The 17,308-nt window shown below is 63.7% G+C and carries 13 protein-coding genes; 4 read left to right on the top strand and 9 right to left on the bottom strand.

The window, feature by feature from the left end; translation table 11 throughout:
- Window positions 1-8 precede the first annotated feature (8 nt).
- The 6 genes from D6201_RS07140 to D6201_RS07115 are packed head-to-tail and all read right to left on the bottom strand — an operon-like array spanning window position 9 to window position 8,440.
- On the bottom strand, window positions 9-2,783 hold the full coding sequence (locus tag D6201_RS07140) for a phosphoenolpyruvate carboxylase (RefSeq protein WP_120048171.1): 2,775 nt from the start codon (window positions 2,781-2,783) through the stop codon (window positions 9-11).
- Complete coding sequence (gene eda / locus D6201_RS07135; RefSeq protein WP_120049267.1) at window positions 2,780-3,370, bottom strand: bifunctional 4-hydroxy-2-oxoglutarate aldolase/2-dehydro-3-deoxy-phosphogluconate aldolase; 591 nt, start codon at window positions 3,368-3,370, stop codon at window positions 2,780-2,782. Before eda ends, D6201_RS07140 begins: the two co-directional genes overlap by 4 nt.
- Before the next feature lie 29 nt (window positions 3,371-3,399).
- Window positions 3,400-4,380, bottom strand: coding sequence for a glucokinase (gene glk, locus D6201_RS07130; protein WP_120048170.1), 981 nt, complete (start codon window positions 4,378-4,380; stop codon window positions 3,400-3,402).
- The gene (gene edd / locus D6201_RS07125; RefSeq protein ID WP_120048169.1) at window positions 4,377-6,191 is read right to left on the bottom strand and encodes a phosphogluconate dehydratase; all 1,815 of its coding nucleotides are present in this window, start codon (window positions 6,189-6,191) and stop codon (window positions 4,377-4,379) included. The genes glk and edd overlap by 4 nt, the downstream gene beginning before the upstream one ends.
- Entirely contained in the window at window positions 6,184-7,614 is a 1,431-nt protein-coding gene (zwf, locus tag D6201_RS07120; RefSeq protein ID WP_120048168.1) for a glucose-6-phosphate dehydrogenase, read from the bottom strand. The genes edd and zwf overlap by 8 nt, the downstream gene beginning before the upstream one ends.
- 25 nt (window positions 7,615-7,639) lie before the next feature.
- Complete coding sequence (locus tag D6201_RS07115) at window positions 7,640-8,440, bottom strand: transglutaminase-like domain-containing protein (protein WP_120048167.1); 801 nt, start codon at window positions 8,438-8,440, stop codon at window positions 7,640-7,642.
- A gap of 142 nt (window positions 8,441-8,582) precedes the next feature.
- Between D6201_RS07115 and D6201_RS07110 the strand changes: the two genes are divergently transcribed.
- The 4 genes from D6201_RS07110 (at window position 8,583) to D6201_RS07095 (ending at window position 12,555) form a co-directional block, all read left to right on the top strand.
- A complete protein-coding gene (locus D6201_RS07110) occupies window positions 8,583-9,227 on the top strand; it encodes an MT-A70 family methyltransferase (RefSeq protein ID WP_120048166.1) in 645 nt (214 codons plus the stop codon).
- A gap of 8 nt (window positions 9,228-9,235) precedes the next feature.
- The gene (locus D6201_RS07105) at window positions 9,236-9,952 is read left to right on the top strand and encodes a BglII/BstYI family type II restriction endonuclease (RefSeq protein WP_120049266.1); all 717 of its coding nucleotides are present in this window, start codon (window positions 9,236-9,238) and stop codon (window positions 9,950-9,952) included.
- Between the two features lie 72 nt (window positions 9,953-10,024).
- On the top strand, window positions 10,025-11,344 hold the full coding sequence (locus D6201_RS07100; protein ID WP_120048165.1) for an amidohydrolase family protein: 1,320 nt from the start codon (window positions 10,025-10,027) through the stop codon (window positions 11,342-11,344).
- Entirely contained in the window at window positions 11,341-12,555 is a 1,215-nt protein-coding gene (locus D6201_RS07095) for an amidohydrolase family protein (protein WP_120048164.1), read from the top strand. The genes D6201_RS07100 and D6201_RS07095 overlap by 4 nt, the downstream gene beginning before the upstream one ends.
- A 10-nt stretch (window positions 12,556-12,565) precedes the next feature.
- On the opposite strand, the gene D6201_RS07090 is transcribed toward D6201_RS07095, so the two are convergent.
- The 3 genes from D6201_RS07090 to rimO all read right to left on the bottom strand — a co-directional run bounded on the left by D6201_RS07090 (window position 12,566) and on the right by rimO (window position 17,297).
- A complete protein-coding gene (locus D6201_RS07090; protein WP_165853513.1) occupies window positions 12,566-13,942 on the bottom strand; it encodes a DUF1501 domain-containing protein in 1,377 nt (458 codons plus the stop codon).
- A complete protein-coding gene (locus D6201_RS07085) occupies window positions 13,939-15,606 on the bottom strand; it encodes a DUF1800 domain-containing protein (RefSeq protein WP_133303967.1) in 1,668 nt (555 codons plus the stop codon). Before D6201_RS07085 ends, D6201_RS07090 begins: the two co-directional genes overlap by 4 nt.
- A 305-nt stretch (window positions 15,607-15,911) precedes the next feature.
- The gene (rimO, locus tag D6201_RS07080) at window positions 15,912-17,297 is read right to left on the bottom strand and encodes a 30S ribosomal protein S12 methylthiotransferase RimO (RefSeq protein ID WP_120048162.1); all 1,386 of its coding nucleotides are present in this window, start codon (window positions 17,295-17,297) and stop codon (window positions 15,912-15,914) included.
- Between the last annotated feature and the right edge of the window lie 11 nt (window positions 17,298-17,308).

Here is a 17,308-nt window from a genome sequence, read left to right as displayed (position 1 = left end):
CCTTCATCCTAACCATGCGCGCCGAAGATATTGGCGATGGCGGTCGAGACGCGAAGGCTGAGCGCATAGGCGCGCTCTATCGGCTCGATATAGTCGCGGTGGATCGCTTCGTAGCCTTCGTCCGCACCGTCCGGCCAGTCGGTCTCGGCGTCGAGGTCGAAGCGATCGATGCGCGGGAAACTGGTGGGATAGGCGCGCCGCAGCTGCGCCAGCGCCTCATCCACGCGCAAGGTGAAGATCATCTCCAGCACGTCGTCGCGCGACACATCGTTGGCGCGGCTGAACATCGGCACGCTGACGGCGCGAATGAACATCGCCTGGAACAGCGCGATCCGCAGCGCCTGCGCCGCGCCGATCATCCGCCGCTTCTCCTCGCGATTGGCGACGGGCGCTTCGTCCGGCACATGATCCAGCAGGCGATGCAGCTTCATCGCATCCACCCGCAGCCGGCTGGCGAGGCGGCGGAACGTGCCGACGCGGTCGTCCTTCACCAGATATTCGCTCAGCGCCTCGCAGGCATCGGAAAGGTGGCCCTCGGTTCCGCGATAGGGGCGGCTGGCCCAATAGGCCGAATTGAACAGCTCGCCATAAGCGGCGACCGTCTTCACGCTGGCGAGTGCATTGGCCGCGCGCACCAGCCGCACCAGCTCGCGCCCGCGCGGGCTTTCGGTCAGCAGCTGGCCGATTTCCTCGTAATTGCCTTCCGCCGCATGGCCGATCCCGGCGATGACGTTCACCGGGTAGCCGAGCTGCTGCAGCACCGCATTGTGCGGGATTGCGCGAATCTGGCGAAGGCTCATCTCTCGGTCGGCATTGAGGTCGCTCTGGCGGCGGCTGACGCGGCTGCCGGTCGAATTCAGCAGGCCGAGGCCAAACGCCGTGATCGCGCGGCTGTAGGTCCGGCTTTCCAGATGCTCGCGCTGATGCTCCTTGATCGCGCGATAGAAATCGAGGCTGAGATCGGTGCGGCGGTAGAAGGGATCGGTCGGCGCATCGGTGTCCGTCACACTGGGATGCAGCGCGGCGATGCGGGTGAGCGTGGCGCGCGCCAGTTCCGGCGTAGCGAACCAGAGATAGCCGTCACCGCCCTGAAAGCTGACTTCCGGCTCCAGCGCGATGCCCGCCCGGGCGAAGCGGCGCTTGGCCCAGGGGGAAAGCGGCCAGTCGAGCCGGTCCGCCATATTGTTCGGATGCGCGCCGCGGCCCATGCTTTCGCCATGGGTGTTGAAAATGAGCGCGGCGACATCGGTGAGGCCGTTCGCTTCCATCGCGTCCGCCAGACGGCCCTGCAGACGCTCGATGGCGAGGCTTGCAGGCACCTGTCCGACGAAGCGACCGGCATCGGAGAACCCCGTCTGGATCGCCACGCGCCCGCGCTTCTTCGCATAGTCGCGATAGACGTCCTCGGCGAGCAATTCGTCGAGGAAGCGGCCGCCATGTTCCAGCGCGGTTTCGGTTTCGAACAGGGGCGAGACATCGACCTTGTCCTCTATCCCGAACAGCTTGGCGAAATAGAGCGCGGCGAGGACTGTGGCAGGCTCTTCGCATTCGGCGATCAGCATGCGGATCGGCGCGTCGGCATCCACGTGCTGAAGGATCTGCGCCATGGCGAGGAACTGGCGGGTGGCGGTGCTCGCCTCGATCGCCAGCGCGCCGAAATTCGTGCGGCGGGGTTTCACATCGGCGATGGCGTTGCGCAGGTGAACGACCGCGCCTTTGCTGGCGAGATCGAGCGTGCCGCCCGGATCGATCCGGCGGCGGATGGCATTGTGCAGCTGCTTCGCGTTCACGCGGAAATGGATCCAGCCCATACCGAGGCCGTCGGCACGCATCGCTGCGGCGAGTGTTTTCAGCGCAACCGCCCGCGCGCCGTCATCGGCGGAGCCCGCCTCGCTCTCCAGCGCATCGATCACCGGGGCGAGGCTGAGCAGTTTCTCGGGCCGGTCCGCCGTCAGGCGGTTGGCGACCGCCGAAAGCTTTTTCGGATCGGACAGATCGGCGGCGAAGGCTGCGGCCATCTCGGCGGCATGAATGCGCGCCGGGCCGAGCGTTCCGAGCAATTCGTGGTTGTCGTCCACGGCCTTCAGCTTGGCGACATAGCGGCCGAGCCGCTCGGCCTTTTCGGACAGGCGGAAAGCAATCGAATGGTGCCACTTGATATCGGTGCGGCCATCCATGTCGTAGCCGACCCAGCTGGCGAAACGGAATGGTAGCGGCACGAAGTCCTGCCACTCGCCCGGCCAGCTATCCCGCGCGTGGGACAGAAGCTGCGATACGATGGCATCGCGCGCGTCCTGCGCGTGAGCGATGGCGCGCATGGCGCGGCCATGCTCGTAGGACAGCGTGACCTGCGGGCGCTCTCCGCCCACCACATCGGAGGAAATCTCGGCGCCCGTCGAAGCCGCCGCGGCGACCGCTTCGGACTGATCGGGTGTGAGTAGAAAAGTCGGGTGCGCGGTAAATACGGCGTGCAGGTCCGGCCGCTCCCAGCGCGCCTTGAAGGCGGCATAATCGTCGGTAGGCAGAACGTCGGCCAGAGCGGACGTGTTGCTGTCGCCATCCATCGGCTCGACCATGCAACCGATCCGCGTCGCGCGCTCGCGCAGCGCGCCGACTTCAAGTTCGGCAATCGCGTTCTCGAAATCGTCGAGGGTCAATTCGCCGCTCTCAAGCTGGCGCGAGAGATCGTGTGCCAGCTGGAAAACCGGATTGAACAGCGGTGTCTCGACCGTGCGCTGGTGCAGTTCGCGCAGGCGCCCGGTCAGATCGTCGACGCTCGTCATGCCGCCAGGCCGCTGGCTTCGCGCGCCAGTCCGGTGATTGTCTCTGGCGAGGCACCGGCGGGCGCGGCCCAGCTACCGCCGACGCAAAGCACCTGCTCCATCGCCAGCCAGTCCGACGCGTTGTCGGGCGAGACGCCGCCAGTGGGGCAGAACTTGCACTGGAAGAAGGGCGCGGCGAGCGCTTTCAGCGCCGGAATGCCGCCATTGGCCATCGCCGGGAAGAATTTGAAATGCTTCAGGCCAAGATCCATCCCGCGCATGATGTCGCCCGAATTGGCGATGCCGGGAAGGAAGGGCACGCCGGATTTGACTGCCGCATGGCCGAGCTTGTCGGTTAGGCCGGGTGAAACGATGAACTCGCTGCCCGCCGATAGCGCCTCGCCCAGCTGCTTGTCGTTCGTGACGGTGCCCGCGCCGACGACTGCGCCGGGGACGAGGTTCATGCGCTGGATTGCCTTTAGCGCATCGGGCGTTCTCAAAGTCACTTCGAGAACCTTGAGCCCGCCTTCGACGAGCGCTTCGGCCGTCTCGCGAGCATGACCGACATCCTCCACGACGAGCACGGGCACGACAGGCCCCATCCGCATGATCGATCCGATATCGGTGGGTGCGCTCACTATGCGTCTCCGTGTTGCTGGAAATAGGCGGCAGCCGCACCGAACAGGCCGGGCTGCGGGTGGGTGATGAGTTTGACCGGGATGCTCGCCATCAGGCTTTCGAAGCGGCCCTTGGCGCGGAAGCGTTCGGCGAAACCCGACTTTGGAAGGTGATCGCGCAGTCGATAGCCGAGACCGCCCGCGATAATGACGCCGGAAAATCCGCCCTGCGCCAGCGCGGTGTCTCCCGCGACCGCGCCCAATGAAAGGCAGAAGCGGTCGATCGCGGCGGCGGCGAGACTGTCACTACCGTCCATGCCTGCGGTCCAGATCGCGACGTCGTCCTGCTCGGCGATGGCGCGCCCTTCGAGCGCGGCGAGCGTTGCGTAGATGTCGACGATGGCGGGGCCAGCGACGACGCGCTCCACACTCACGCGATTGTGACGCTTGCGCAGACGGGCGAGAATCGCATCCTCCACCTGGTCGAGCGGGGCGAAATCGACATGGCCGCCTTCGGTGGCGGAGACGCGGTATGTGCCGTCCGGCTCGCGGTAGAGATGCGCGACGCCAAGGCCGGTGCCGGGGCCGAGCACTGTTAGGCGACCGGTTGGCGGCAGCGCGCCTTCCGGGCCGGTCAGATGCATGAATTCGTCCTCGCCCGCGCGCGCGACGGCATGCGCGATCGCCTCGAAATCGTTGACGATGGTGTAGGTCGAAACGCCAAGCTTTTCCTGCACCAGCGCCGGGCGGATGATCCACGGATTGTTGGTGAAGCGGATGACGTCACCGCCCACCGGCCCGGCGATGGCCATGCTCACGCCGTCGGGCAGGGTGCCGCCCTTGCGCTCCCGGTAATCCTCCCACGCCGTCTGGAAACTGGCGTGATCTTCGGTGTGGAGCGTGATCGGCTCATCCATCGCGATGGTGCCGTCCGCCCCGCAGCTGGCGATGGTGAAGCGCGCATGGGTGCCGCCGATATCGACGGAAACGATGTCTGTCATAGGCCTGCCGTGGCGAGCATTGCGCTGCCACCTTTCTCTGCTTCGTCCGCCAGCTGGCGGAACATGGCGAACAGTTCGCGGCCCGTGCCCATCTCGGCGCCGGGATCGTCGGCGGGCTGGCGCGTGGAGAGATCGGCGGTGGTCGAAAGCTCTCCGGTTTCGGCGCACACCTTCACTATATCGCCGTCCTGCAACAGGCTGAGCGGTCCGCCACCCAGCGCTTCGGGCGAGACATGGATCGCGGCGGGCACCTTGCCGCTCGCACCCGACATGCGCCCATCGGTGACGAGCGCGACGCGGTATCCGCGATCTTGCAGCACGGCGAGGGGCGGGGTGAGACTGTGAAGTTCGGGCATGCCGTTCGCCCGCGGCCCCTGGAAGCGGACCACCACCACGACGTCGCGGTCCAGCTCGCCCGCCTTGAAGGCGTCGACCACGGCTTTCTGCGTATGGAAGACGCGGCACGGCGCTTCCACCGTCCAGCGGTCTTTCTTCACGGCGGAGGACTTGAAGCAGGCACGGCCGAGATTGCCCTCGACCAGCCGCATGCCGCCATCGGGCTGGAACGGGTCGCCGGCGGGTTTCAGCATGGTGTCGTCGCCCGACGGGCCGACATCGCGCCAGACGAGGCGATCCTCCTCCAGCCCCGGCTCGCGGCCATATTCGGCCATACCGCGCTCCTGCCCGACACCCATGACGTCGCCGTGAGCCAACCCCGCATCGACGAGTTCGCGGATCACGAAGCCCATGCCGCCCGCATCGTGGAAATGGTTCACATCGCCCGAGCCGTTGGGATAGACGCGCGCCAGCAGCGGCACGGCGCTGGAAAGTTCGGACAGGTCCGTCCAGTCCACCTGCACGCCCGCGGCCCGCGCAAATGCCGGGATGTGGATCGCGTGATTGGTGCTGCCGCCCGTCGCCAGCAGGCCGACCATGGCATTCACGATGGCCTTTTCGTCGACGCAATGGCCGAGTGGCCGAAAATCGTTGCCGTCCGCCGTCATCGCGGTGACGCGGTGGACAGCGGCCCGGTCCAGCGCCTGGCGCAGTTTCGTGCCGGGCTGGATGAAGGCGCTGCCCGGAATGTGCAGCCCCATCAGCTCCATCATCATCTGGTTGGAATTGGCCGTGCCGTAGAACGTGCAGGTGCCGGGCGAATGATAACTGCCCAACTCGCTTTCCAGCAACTCGGCGCGCGTCGCCCTGCCTTCGGCATAAAGCTGGCGCGTCTTCTGCTTCTGGCTGTTTGAAATCCCGCTCGGCATCGGGCCGCTGGGCACGAAGACGGCGGGCAGATGGCCGAAGCGCAGCGCGCCGATAAGTAAACCCGGCACGATCTTGTCGCAAATGCCGAGCAGCAGCATGCCGTCATACATCGCATGGCTGAGCGCGACGCCCGTCGCCATCGCAATCGCATCGCGAGAAAAGAGCGATAGCTCCATGCCGGTCTCGCCCTGCGTAACCCCGTCGCACATGGCCGGCGTGCCGCCTGCCACCTGCGCCGTCGCGCCGACTTCGCGGGCGTAGATCTTCAGCCGCTCGGGATAGCGGCCATAGGGCTGATGCGCCGAAAGCATGTCGTTATAGGCGGTGACCACGCCGATATTCGGCCCGGCATTGGTCTTGAGCGCTTCCTGGTCCTCCTGCGCACCCGCAAAGGCATGGGCGAGATTGGAACAGCTGACCTGGCTGCGATCGGGCCGGTTTTCGATCTCCCGCTCGATCAGCGAAAGATAGGCAGCGCGGCTATCCTTCGACTTCGCGATGATGCGCTCGGTAACGCGGGCCAGTGTCGGGTGAAGTTCAGTCATGCCAGCTCACTCCGTCGCGTTCGGCCAGCGCGATGGCCTTGCTCGGCCCCCAGCTGCCGGCGGCGTAAGTCTTGGGTTCGCGGCCTTCCTTGTCCCACACCGCGCGGATGGAGTCGATCCAGCGCCACTGCGCCTCCACCTCGTCCCGCCGCACGAACAGCGTCTGGTGTCCCTCGATCAGGTCGAGCAGCAGGCGTTCATAGGCGATGCGCTTGTGCTTGCCGGTAAAGGCATCGGGCATGGTGATGTCGAGCGGCACCTGCCGCAGCGTCATGCCTTCCTGCTCGATGCCGGGCACCTTGGCCATCATGGAGAGGTGGATGTTCTCTTCCGGCTGGATGCCGATCACCATGCGGTTCTGCTTCAGCCGCGCGTTGGGAAAGATCGAATGCGGCACGCAGCGGAACTGCACGACGATCTCGGTCACGCGCTCGGGCATCCGCTTGCCGGTGCGCAGGTAGAAGGGCACGCCCTGCCAGCGCCAGTTGTCGATATGCGCCTTCAGCGCCACGAACGTCTCGACATTGCTGTCGCGGCCCAGTTCCTCGTCATAACCGGCGACGGGCTGGCCATCGACGGCGCCCTTGCGATACTGGCCGGTGACGCTTTCCTGCGGCTCCATCTCGCGAAGCGCGCGCAGAACCTTCACCTTCTCGTCCCGCACCGCGCCTGCATCGAAGCTGCCCGGCGGCTCCATCGCGACGAGCGCCAGCAATTGCAGCATATGGTTTTGCACCATGTCGCGCAGCGCGCCCGCGCTCTCGTAGAAATCGGCGCGGCCTTCCAGCCCGACAGTCTCCCCCACGGTGATCTGCACATGCTCGATATGCTGGGAATTCCACAGCGGCTCGAAGAACATGTTGGCAAAGCGCAGCGCGATAAGGTTCTGCACCGTCTCCTTGCCAAGATAGTGATCAATGCGGAAAATGCGGCTTTCGGGAAAGGCGGCGGCCACGGCATCGTTGATCTGGCAGCTGCTTTCCAGATCGGTGCCGAGCGGCTTTTCCAGGCAGATGCGCGAATTGCTGTCCGCCAGCCCGTGCTCGGCAAGGCCCTTGATCGTCGGCTCGAACAGGCTGGGCGCGGTGGAGAGGAAGATCGCGATCTCGCGGTCCTTGCCCACCTTGTCCGCCAGCTCTCGATAGCCATCGGGCGTCGTCACATCGAGCTGGCTGTAGGTGAGGCGATTGAGGAACTGCGCCATCGAACCGCGCCGGTGATCGGGCAGATATTGCTCGATAGCCTTGCGCGCCATGTCGCGAAATTCGCCGTCCGAAAGCTCCGAACGCGCCGTGCCGACGATGCGCAGGTCTTCGGCCAGAAGATCGTCCGCGTCGAGCGCGCAGAGCGAGGGCAGCAGCATGCGCTGCGACAGGTCGCCCGTCGCCCCGAACAGGATCAGCGTGTCGGCCTTCTTTTCCATTTCGTCCCCTCGCACTGGCGCCATGTCAGGCCGCTTCGCTCACTTCGATGGTCTTCCCGTCGAAGCGCGCTCGGCCGAAACTGGTCAGGAAGCTGACATCGGCAGCGTCGCGCCCGATGCCGATCTTAACGGTCTTTGCCGGATCCGCCATGCCCGTCGCATCGACGAGATACCACGCGCCGCCGCCCGGCGTCGTCTCGTCTTCGAGAAACACCTCGGCTACGGCGTGAAAGTCCTGTGGCTCCACGCCCGGCGCATAGCAGCTGACGAAGCGCGCCGGGATGGTGGAGGCGCGGGCGAAGCAGATCATCACATGGGCGAAATCGCGGCAGATGCCGTGGCGCTCCACGAAGGTGTCGAGCGCGGTGGTGGTCGCGTCCGAGCGTCCGGCTTCATAGGTGAAATTGTCGGCGATCCAGTCGCGCATGGCGGCGATGCGCTCGCCGCCTTTCAAAGAGCCGAATTCATCCTCCACGAAGGCCTGCATACGGTCGGCCTGACAGTACCGCGAATCGAATACGTATTCCACGGCCTCGCCCGGCAGGTCGTGCGGATCGAGCATGGCAAGCTTGCCGATCTCCGGCGACATGCGATTGACCTCCACCCTGGCGGTGTAATCGACGCGGTAGTCGCCCTCGGCCCGCACCCAGACACGCTCCCCGATGGCATCCTGCGCCGGAACGCTGGCGATATGCATCGCCTTGGTCAGCCAGGTGTCGGTTTCCAGCAAAGTCTGCTCGGGAAGGGCGGCGGCCTGGAACTGCAGCAGCAGGTCGGTCGGCTCGTCGAGGTGGAACGAGAAGCTCGTCGTGATCTCTATGGGCATGGGTGGTGAACGATTGGCGCTATCCCTTGTTTCACCGCGACAGAGCTATTGCGCGATAATGGTTTTACAGCCTTTCACCTATGCGGGGGAAGAACGAAAGGCACACATTGACAGTTTTTCTTGCTTCGCCCATGATCACGATATGTTCCAAAATCAGAACGACGCAGGTTCCGACCTTTTGCGCATCGCCAACGGCGTGGAATTTGGCACGATCTTGGCCGATCCACCGTGGCAGTTTCAAAACCGTACCGGGAAGGTCGCTCCCGAGCATAAGCGGCTCAATCGCTACGGGACAATGACGCTCGAAGAAATCTGCGATTTGCCCGTGGCGGAGATATCAGCGGATCCGTCTCATCTTTATCTTTGGGTGCCGAATGCGTTGCTTCCCGATGGACTTCGGGTGATGGAGGCTTGGGGCTTTCGCTATGTTTCCAACATAGTCTGGCACAAGATTCGCAAGGATGGTGGTTCGGACGGCCGCGGTGTCGGATTCTATTTTCGCAACGTTACAGAGGTGCTTCTCTTCGGTGTCCGTGGCAAGAATGCCCGAACGCTAGACCCTGGGCGCAGGCAAGTGAACATGATCCAATCGCGCAAACGCGAACACAGCCGTAAACCCGATGAGCAATATCCGATTATTGAGGAATGCAGCTGGGGTCCTCGTATCGAATTGTTCAGTCGCGGAACACGGAAAAACTGGACCGTTTGGGGTAATCAAGCCGACGACGATTATAAGCCGACTTGGGACACTTACAGCCACAACTCGATGGCGATTGCGGCTGAATGAGCGGTGAGATGACGGACGACGTCTCAGGCGGGAGTGGCGCCGACAGTGGAGCGCTGATCGAGCAGATCTTTTCTCCTGAACTTCGCAACAAATTCGAGATCTTCAGTTATCGCAATGCAGCGACCATTCTTCAGGCCAGTTTTCCTGAGCAATTCGGTCAAATTGTCGATGCGCTAGAGCAGTTTCAGATATCGCGGGAGATGATCCGTACTCCGGGCGGGAGCAAAGGACCGATTGCGTCGTATGTAGACACCCTCTTCACCGAGCCGGCTGGTTGGCGAGAATCACGTATATCAGCCGACCTGCATGTGAAACTGCTCCATGCAAAGAAGAAAGACAGTTTGATCGCCTCTTACATACGAGAAGGGTTTCTCGACGGTCACAGGATCGACTTTCTTAATGGACGGGTCGCGCTTGATCTGGAATGGAATTCAAAGGATCAGACATACGATCGCGATCTTTACGCATTCTCGGCTTTCTACGATGCCGGGGCAATCGATGTCGGCATCATTCTCACACGCGGCTCATCTCTCGATACCACCTATCTTCGTAGCCTCGGAAAAGTGCTCACGAAAGACGGGCGTGAGGGCAAGGATGAGGTTTACAAGAAGTTCGGCGCATCAACGACGTGGATGGGCAAATTGCTCTATCGTCTCGATGCCGGTCGGAATGGCGGTTGCCCTGTTTTGGCGATTGGCATCAAACCGGAGTGCGTAACCGCTTAGGCGCGACACCGCTTGCTTGCAAAGCTGACCCGTCTCGTTACTCTCCCGCACTCGGACAGGAGAGGACTTCCAATGCCATCGACCAAGGCAGCACTCGCCGCTGCATCCGCGCTTGCGGCGCTTGCCACCACGCCAGCCGCCGCGCAGGAGCGGCCCATCGCTTTTACCGGCGCGACCATCCACACGATGAACGCCGATAGCGGCACCGGCACGATCCAGGGCGGCACGCTTGTCGTCCATAATGGCGAGATCGTTGCGGTCGGCGGGGCGGGGACGGCAATCCCGGCGAGCGCGGAAACGCGTGACGCCTCCGGCATGGTCATCATGCCCGGCATCGTCGACACGCATTCGCATATCGGCCAGGTTTCGGGCGCGGACAGCTCTTCCGCCATCCAGCCGGACGTGCGCGCGCTCGACAGCATCAATGTCCGACACTCCTCCATCGCCCGGGCGCGGGCAGGGGGCGTCACCACCGCCAACATCATGCCCGGCAGCGGCTGGCTGATGAGCGGGCAGACCTTCTACATGCACCTTGTCGAGGGCAATACAATAGAAGAGCTCGCCCATCGCAATGCCGATGGCGGGATCGCGGGCGGCATGAAGATGGCGAACGGCACCAATCCCATTCGCGACAATCCGGCCTTTCCCTCCACCCGCGCACGTAGCGCGGCGATGGTCCGCAGCCATTTCGTGGCGGCGCAGGAATATTGCGAAGGCGATCGCTCGCCCCGCAATATCGGCATGGAAGCGATGTGCGAAATCCTCGATGGCGAGCGGCTCGTCCATTTCCATACCCATCGCAGCGACGACATCATGACGGCGCTGCGCCTGCGCGAGGAATTCGGCTTCGACATGCTGATCCAGCACGGCATCGAAAGCGGCCAGGTCGCGCGCGAGATCGCGGCGGCGGGCGTGCCGGTCTCCGCCATCCTGGTGGACAGCCCTGGCGGGAAGCTGGAAGCGATGAGCGCCGATATCGACACCGCCGCCGAGCTTGAGCGGGCGGGCGTGTTCCTCTCGCTGCATTCGGACGATCCGATCATCGACAGCCGCCTGATGTTCCGCCAGGCCGCCATCGCCGTGCGCGGCGGCATGAGCCGCGAAGGCGCGCTCAGGGCGATGACCATCAACGGCGCGGTGCAGCTGGGGCTGGACGACCGGGTCGGCAGCCTCGCCCCCGGCAAATACGCCGATTTCCTCATCCTCGATGGCGATCCGCTGTCGGTCTATACCGACCTGCAGGAAACCTGGGTGATGGGCGAGAACGTGTTCGACATCACCGATCCGGACGACGCGCTGCAGGCAAGCGGCGGCTACGGCGCGGGCGATCCGCAGAGCGCGGGGCACCATGTCCTCGAAAGAGAGGCGATCATGCTGGAGGGCGCACGATGAAAAGCTTTGCACTAATCGGCGCATTCGCCGCCGCACTCCTCTCCACCACCGCTTTCGCGCAGGACGTCGCGGTGCGCGGGGGTCAGGTCTGGACCATGGGCCCGCAGGGCGTGATCACGGACGGCGTCGTGGTGATCGAGGACGGGCGCATCACCGCCGTCGGTCCCGCCGCCAGCACCGCCATCCCGCAAGGCATGGAAGTGCTCACCGCGCCCGTCGTCACTCCCGGCCTGGTGGACGCGCACAGCACGGTGGGCCTCACCGGCTATCTCAACCAGCCGGACGATCAGGACCAGCTCGACGACAGCGCCCCCGTCCAGCCTCACTTGCGGGCGATAGACGCCTACAACCCGCATGACCGGCTGGTGCAATGGGTGCGCGAGCTCGGCACGACCACGCTGCACACCGGCCACGGCCCCGGCGCGCTCGTGTCCGGGCAGACCATGGTGGTGAAGACGCGCGGCAACACGGTGGAAGAGGCGCTGGTGGAGGACGGCACGATGATCGCCGCCAATCTCGGCGCATGGGCATTGGACGAAAGCTCCCCCGGCACCCGCGCCAAGCAGATGGCGATGCTGCGCCAGGCGCTGGTCGCCGCGCAATCGGGCGGCTCCGACGAAGAGGACGACGACGCCGAGAACAGCGGCCGCCGCGATCTGATGAACGAGGCGTTTCAGTCCGTCCTTCGCGGCGAGACCCCGCTGCTCATCACCGCCAATCGCATGCAGGACATGCAGAGCGCGCTGCGCCTTGCCGAGGAATTCGATATCACCGTGGTGATCGACGGCGCGGCGGACGCGCACATGATGCTGGACGAGCTGCGCGAGGCGGGCGTCTCGCTCACCCTCCACCCGACGATGGCGCGCAATTCAGGCGAGCTCGAGAACGCCGCCCTCACCACCGCCGCCGTGCTGGCGGAGGCGGGCGTGCCCTTCGCCCTGCAATCGGGTTACGAAGCCTATGTCCCCAAGACCCGCGTGGTGTTGTGGGAAGCAGGCTATGCCGCCGGCAACGGCCTTGCCCCGCAGGACGCGCTCGCCAGCGTCACCATCGATGCGGCCCGCATCATCGGCATGGACAGCCGCGTCGGCAGCCTCGAAGTCGGCAAGGACGGAGACGTCGCCATGTTCGACGGCGACCCGTTCGAATATGTGACCCCGGTGACAGGCGTGGTGATCGAGGGTGAGGTCGTGAGCCGGGCGCGGCGGTAGAAAAGTCCGCTTAGCGAAAAATCGGCAAAGCTCTCTGATCGGCGGGAAAGTGGCCGATATTGTTTGCGATGGAGGCCAAATCGGTATCGGCGACGCCCATCCATCGCGCCAAACTGGCTGCGATCTGATCGGTCGACGTCGTCGGGATCAGGCGTCCGCCGGAAAGTGTGTCGGGTCCATCGAGCGCCACGGTTGGCGATTTGCCGTAAATCCTTCCGCCAGCGACTGCTCCGCCCAAGACGAAGCTCGTCCCGCCCCAGCCATGGTCGCTGCCATCTCCGTTCGAAGCCAAAGTGCGGCCGAAATCGCTGACGGAAGCCGTCGTCACTGCCGATGATAAGCCCCACCTCTGCAGTAACCGGTGGAAGCCGGAAAGAGCGCGGTCGATTTCACTCGCCTGAATGCGAACGTCTCCGAGACCACCGGAATGCGTGTCCCAGCCGTGCATCCTTGCGAAGAAAACCTGTCTACGCATTCCAAGCGATGGCCCGACGGCGATTGCGCGGGCGATGGCGCGGAGCTGTTCGGCAAGATCGCTGCTGCCAATCTGCAATTCCGGCAGTTCACTGCCGTCAATTCGCGCAAAGCTCGATCCAAGCAGACCTGCATGGTCAAGTGTGCGGCGCGTTACGTCCGACAGCGTATCGCGCATTGGATTGTCGTGACTGCCAGTTGCGACCGACTCGACAAGTTGCGCGATATCCGTGCCAAAAAACGAAGTGTCTCCGTCGAGAAGTTGCACGGCGCCTTTTTCGGTGATCGCGTATGGTGACGTGTCGGCACCGCTCAGGAATTGTGCGTGTGTCGTTGCGTTCAGGGACGTCAGTGTCTGCCGCGCGTTTCGCCCGCGCATCCTGTCCGCAATGCGTCCACCCCACCCCGTATTCGCCTTGTCGCTATAGCCTGCCAGCGCCAATCGGCTCTGGTGGTTATGGCTGAAAAGCTGGGAGGGGATGAGAGCGCCGTCCCGGATCCCTTGCTTCGATACCGGCTGCCAGAGAGTGCCGACATTCTGAACGATCGCCAAATCGCCATTGCGGAATGCGTCGCGCAAGCCGGTCATCTGAGGATGCAACGCGAAGCTGCGCCCTTCCATATCGTTTCGCGGCTGGAGGACACCAGAGCCCAGCTCGCTTTGAGACAGGGCCATCGCTCCACGCGCCTCGCCATATGCGGCATGGCTCGCCTCGTCGAATGGCACGAAGATGCTCCAATTGTCCCAGCCACCTTGCAGATAGATGCAAACCAAAGCCCGATAATCCGTATTTTGCGCCGATTGCGCTTGCGCGCCGGATGCGAGCAGGACGCCCGTAAGCGGAAGGCTGCCTGCGCCGCGCAGAAAATCTCGACGACTTGACGCGCCGGGGAATTCGGACAGCTTCATCATTCGATCACCAGATATTCGGGAGAAATCATCACGGCCAATGTTGCGAGATTGATGCGCCATGTCTCTCGGTCTTTTTGACTGACGGTTGCGGTTTCGACGATTTGGACAATTTGATCGCGCCTGGCGGCTGAAATCTGATCTGCCGCAAGCACGAGAGCGAGTTCATCGACCAGAGCACGCGCGTCATCGCTGAGCGCTGCGAAGTCTTTGCGGTCGGGAGCGAGACCGTAATAGCCCAGCCAGCCGCGGACTGCCTTGGCGGTAAAGTTGATATGCTGCATCGCGGTCTGTTCCGACAGGATCTGGAATTCGGGTGCCACGAGGCCGCGTTCGCTGATCCTCGTCCGGGGCGGCGAGTAGTCGGACTCGTGAAAATTAAAGACCGTCGGGCTCCATCCTGGCTCTTTCCCCAAGCTTCCGACAAGCATTGGCATGGACCATTCGTCTTTCTCGTCGTCGACTCGAAAAGCGTGGCCCCAATTTGTAAAACGCTGAACCGGATCGCGAAGCCTGCCTCCGCCCCGAACCGGCCCCGAGCGGACTTCGCCATCAAGCAGTACGGCGCGAATGACAGCCGCGAGGTCTCCTCGCTCGCCTTTGCCATTATTGGCGAAAACTCTGGCAACGCGGGACACATAGCCGCTGGATGGGTTGCTCGTGGTGAGCGACTGGATCAGGCGCGTGGCGAGAAAGGGTCCGACATTTGCGTGTGAGAATACGGTGTCAATGGCAGCCGAGACGGCCTGTTCGCCGCCCCCGCTGATCGTGTTGCCCAGAAAATTGACTGACCCAGTGTCGTTGTATGCCGGATCAATTCGCAGTCGATGCCGATGCTGACGAAAATCTTCGCGTGCACCGGAAGAGCGCATCCCCGTGAACACTCTTGCCAATTCCGAGATATCGGTTTGCGAATACGTCGGTATTGTCGTGCCCGCAGAGCTGGCTTTGGCAGACCCGTCGTCGTTGAGAAGATACGTGCCGATGGAAAACAGCTGCATCAGTTCGCGTGCAAAATTCTCATCCGGCTTCCGGCCTTTGGAATCCGCTTTGCTGCTGTTGAGAAAGGTGAGATACGATCCCATCGCGGTTGAGAACGAAATCTCCTCCAGCAACCGCCGGAAGTTGCCGAAGCAATGATCGGCCAGAATATCGAAGTAATTCGCCATCGCGAAACTTCGCCAGTAAGGATTCAGCGGCCTTATACCGACCACGAATATGTCGAGGAGCGCCAGCGTGATCCTCTGCCGCAGCTTATCTCTACCTGTCAGCAACCCCTTCCATAACGGGCGTTCCCAGTGCGCCAGCGCAAACATCTGGTCTTCGGCGTGATAGCCCTTGCTCACTAGCCAGTCGAAATTCTGAGACTGTCTGGGTATCGCCAGCTGCTTGTTCAGCCAGTCCTCAATTCCGTCTTTCGCAACGACTTCGATCTCCCTTCGCGTCGTGCCCGGCGTGGCTTGGCTTAGAAACCGGCTGGCTTCGGCGAGGCTGTGCTTCGCTTGCGGCGTGACCGAAGGACTGGCGACTGTCGCGCCTGTGCTGGACCCACTTTTCGAGCCGCCGCCCCCGCAAGCCGATAAGGCTACCGACGCAAATGCAGCGCCGCCCATATCCGCGTGGATTGTATAGCCGCTAGTGCTTTTGCGTAATTGTGCTTCGCTCAAAACCCGCCCCCTCGAAGCTAGGTAATGAGCTCACTGGACCAATTTCCCGAAGCACTGGCTATTAGGGTAAATACCTAAGGCACGCGCGAATTTGCCGAGTCCAAATGCTCAATCGTCGCACCGGCTGTCCTACAGCCTCGCGAAGTGTCTAGCTTCGCCTCGCCTTTCCTCGTCCGGAAGGCAGGCTCTTTCCTATCGTCGACCCCCACACGCCGCCGCCGCGAAACTTTTGCATGTCTCACATGCATGCACTTCATCAACTTCCAACGATGTTGTTCATGAAATGGGCGCTCAGGCTGAACGAATCAGTTAGCCGTGGCAGGCACCCCGAACAGGTCGTGCTCGTCCGAGTCCTCGATCACGGCGTCCACCACGTCTCCCGGTGCCAGCGTCTCGGGCACGTTGCGCAGGAACACCTGGCCGTCGATCTCGGGGGCGTCGGCCTGGCTGCGGCCGGTGGCGCCGATGTCGCCATCCTCGTCCGGCTCGCCAACCTCATCCACGATGACGGGCAGGGTGCGGCCGACCTTGGCGGCGAGCTTGGCGGTGCTGATCCGCTCGGTCACCTCCATCAGCCGGGCAAAGCGCTCCTCCTTGACGGCTTCGGGCACTGGGCCCGGCAGCGCGTTGGCCGCCGCGCCCTCCACCGGTTCGAAGCGGAAGGCGCCCACCCGGTCCAGCTGGGCCTCCTCCAGCCAGTCGAGCAGGTAGGCGAAGTCGTCCTCCGTCTCGCCCGGAAAGCCGACCACGAAGCTGGAGCGGATGGTGAGATCGGGCGCGATGGCGCGCCACTGGCGGACGCGCTCCAGCACCTTGGCCTCGTTGGCCGGACGGCGCATCGCCTTCAGCACGCGCGGCGCGGCGTGCTGGAAGGGGATGTCGAGATAGGGGGTGAGCAGCCCCTCGCCCATCAGCGGGATGACCTGATCGACATGCGGATAGGGGTAAACGTAGTGCAGGCGCACCCAGGGCGGGGCGTTGTCGGCGGTGCGAAGCTGGCCGAGCTCTCTTGCGAGATCGGTCATATGGGCGCGGACCGGGTGACCCTTCCACTCGCGCTCCTCGTGACGGGTGTCGACGCCGTAAGCGGAGGTGTCCTGGCTGATGACCAGCAGCTCCTTCGTGCCGGCGGCGACCAGCTTCTCCGCCTCGCGCAGCACCGCGTCGATCCGGCGGCTGGCGAGCTTCCCGCGCAGCTGCGGGATGATGCAGAAGGCGCAGGAGTGGTTACACCCCTCGCTGATCTTGAGGTAGGAGTAGTGGCGCGGGGTGAGCTTGATGTCGGGTTGAGGCACCAGGTCGATGAAGGGCCCCTGCGAAGGCGGCGCGGCCTCGTGCACGGCCTCGACAACGTCCTCGTACTGGTGCGCGCCGGTGATGGCGAGGACGCCGGGGTGGCGCTTGCGGATCAGCTCCGCCTCGTCGCCCAGGCAGCCGGTCACGATGACGCGGCCGTTCTCGGCGATCGCCTCCCCGATGGCATCGAGGCTCTCTTCCTTGGCGGAGTCGAGAAAGCCGCAGGTGTTGACCAGCACCACGTCGGCGCCGGCATAGTCGGGCGACATGGCATAGCCGTCAGCCCGCAGCCGGGTGAGGATGCGCTCGGAATCAACCAGCGCTTTCGGGCAGCCGAGGCTGACCATGCCGACGCGTTTCTGGTCGGGGATCGTGGTGGTGGTGTCAATGGCCATTGCGGGCGCGC

The organism is Aurantiacibacter aquimixticola, from assembly GCF_003605475.1.
Classification (GTDB): Bacteria; Pseudomonadota; Alphaproteobacteria; order Sphingomonadales; family Sphingomonadaceae; genus Alteraurantiacibacter; species Alteraurantiacibacter aquimixticola_B.
The sequence above is the reverse complement of the archived record's forward strand: the minus strand, read 5'-3'. Positions and strand labels throughout refer to the sequence as shown.

Coding starts and splice junctions, on each gene's coding strand:
- D6201_RS07095 (WP_120048164.1), top strand. CDS start 11,341: ATGAAAAGCTTTGCACTAATCGGCGCATTCGCCGCCGCACTCCTCTCC.
- D6201_RS07090 (WP_165853513.1), bottom strand. CDS start 13,942: ATGATGAAGCTGTCCGAATTCCCCGGCGCGTCAAGTCGTCGAGATTTT.
- rimO (WP_120048162.1), bottom strand. CDS start 17,297: ATGGCCATTGACACCACCACCACGATCCCCGACCAGAAACGCGTCGGC.
- D6201_RS07140 (WP_120048171.1), bottom strand. CDS start 2,783: ATGACGAGCGTCGACGATCTGACCGGGCGCCTGCGCGAACTGCACCAG.
- D6201_RS07115 (WP_120048167.1), bottom strand. CDS start 8,440: ATGCCCATAGAGATCACGACGAGCTTCTCGTTCCACCTCGACGAGCCG.
- D6201_RS07100 (WP_120048165.1), top strand. CDS start 10,025: ATGCCATCGACCAAGGCAGCACTCGCCGCTGCATCCGCGCTTGCGGCG.
- D6201_RS07105 (WP_120049266.1), top strand. CDS start 9,236: ATGACGGACGACGTCTCAGGCGGGAGTGGCGCCGACAGTGGAGCGCTG.
- glk (WP_120048170.1), bottom strand. CDS start 4,380: ATGACAGACATCGTTTCCGTCGATATCGGCGGCACCCATGCGCGCTTC.
- eda (WP_120049267.1), bottom strand. CDS start 3,370: ATGCGGATGGGGCCTGTCGTGCCCGTGCTCGTCGTGGAGGATGTCGGT.
- edd (WP_120048169.1), bottom strand. CDS start 6,191: ATGACTGAACTTCACCCGACACTGGCCCGCGTTACCGAGCGCATCATC.
- zwf (WP_120048168.1), bottom strand. CDS start 7,614: ATGGAAAAGAAGGCCGACACGCTGATCCTGTTCGGGGCGACGGGCGAC.
- D6201_RS07110 (WP_120048166.1), top strand. CDS start 8,583: ATGTTCCAAAATCAGAACGACGCAGGTTCCGACCTTTTGCGCATCGCC.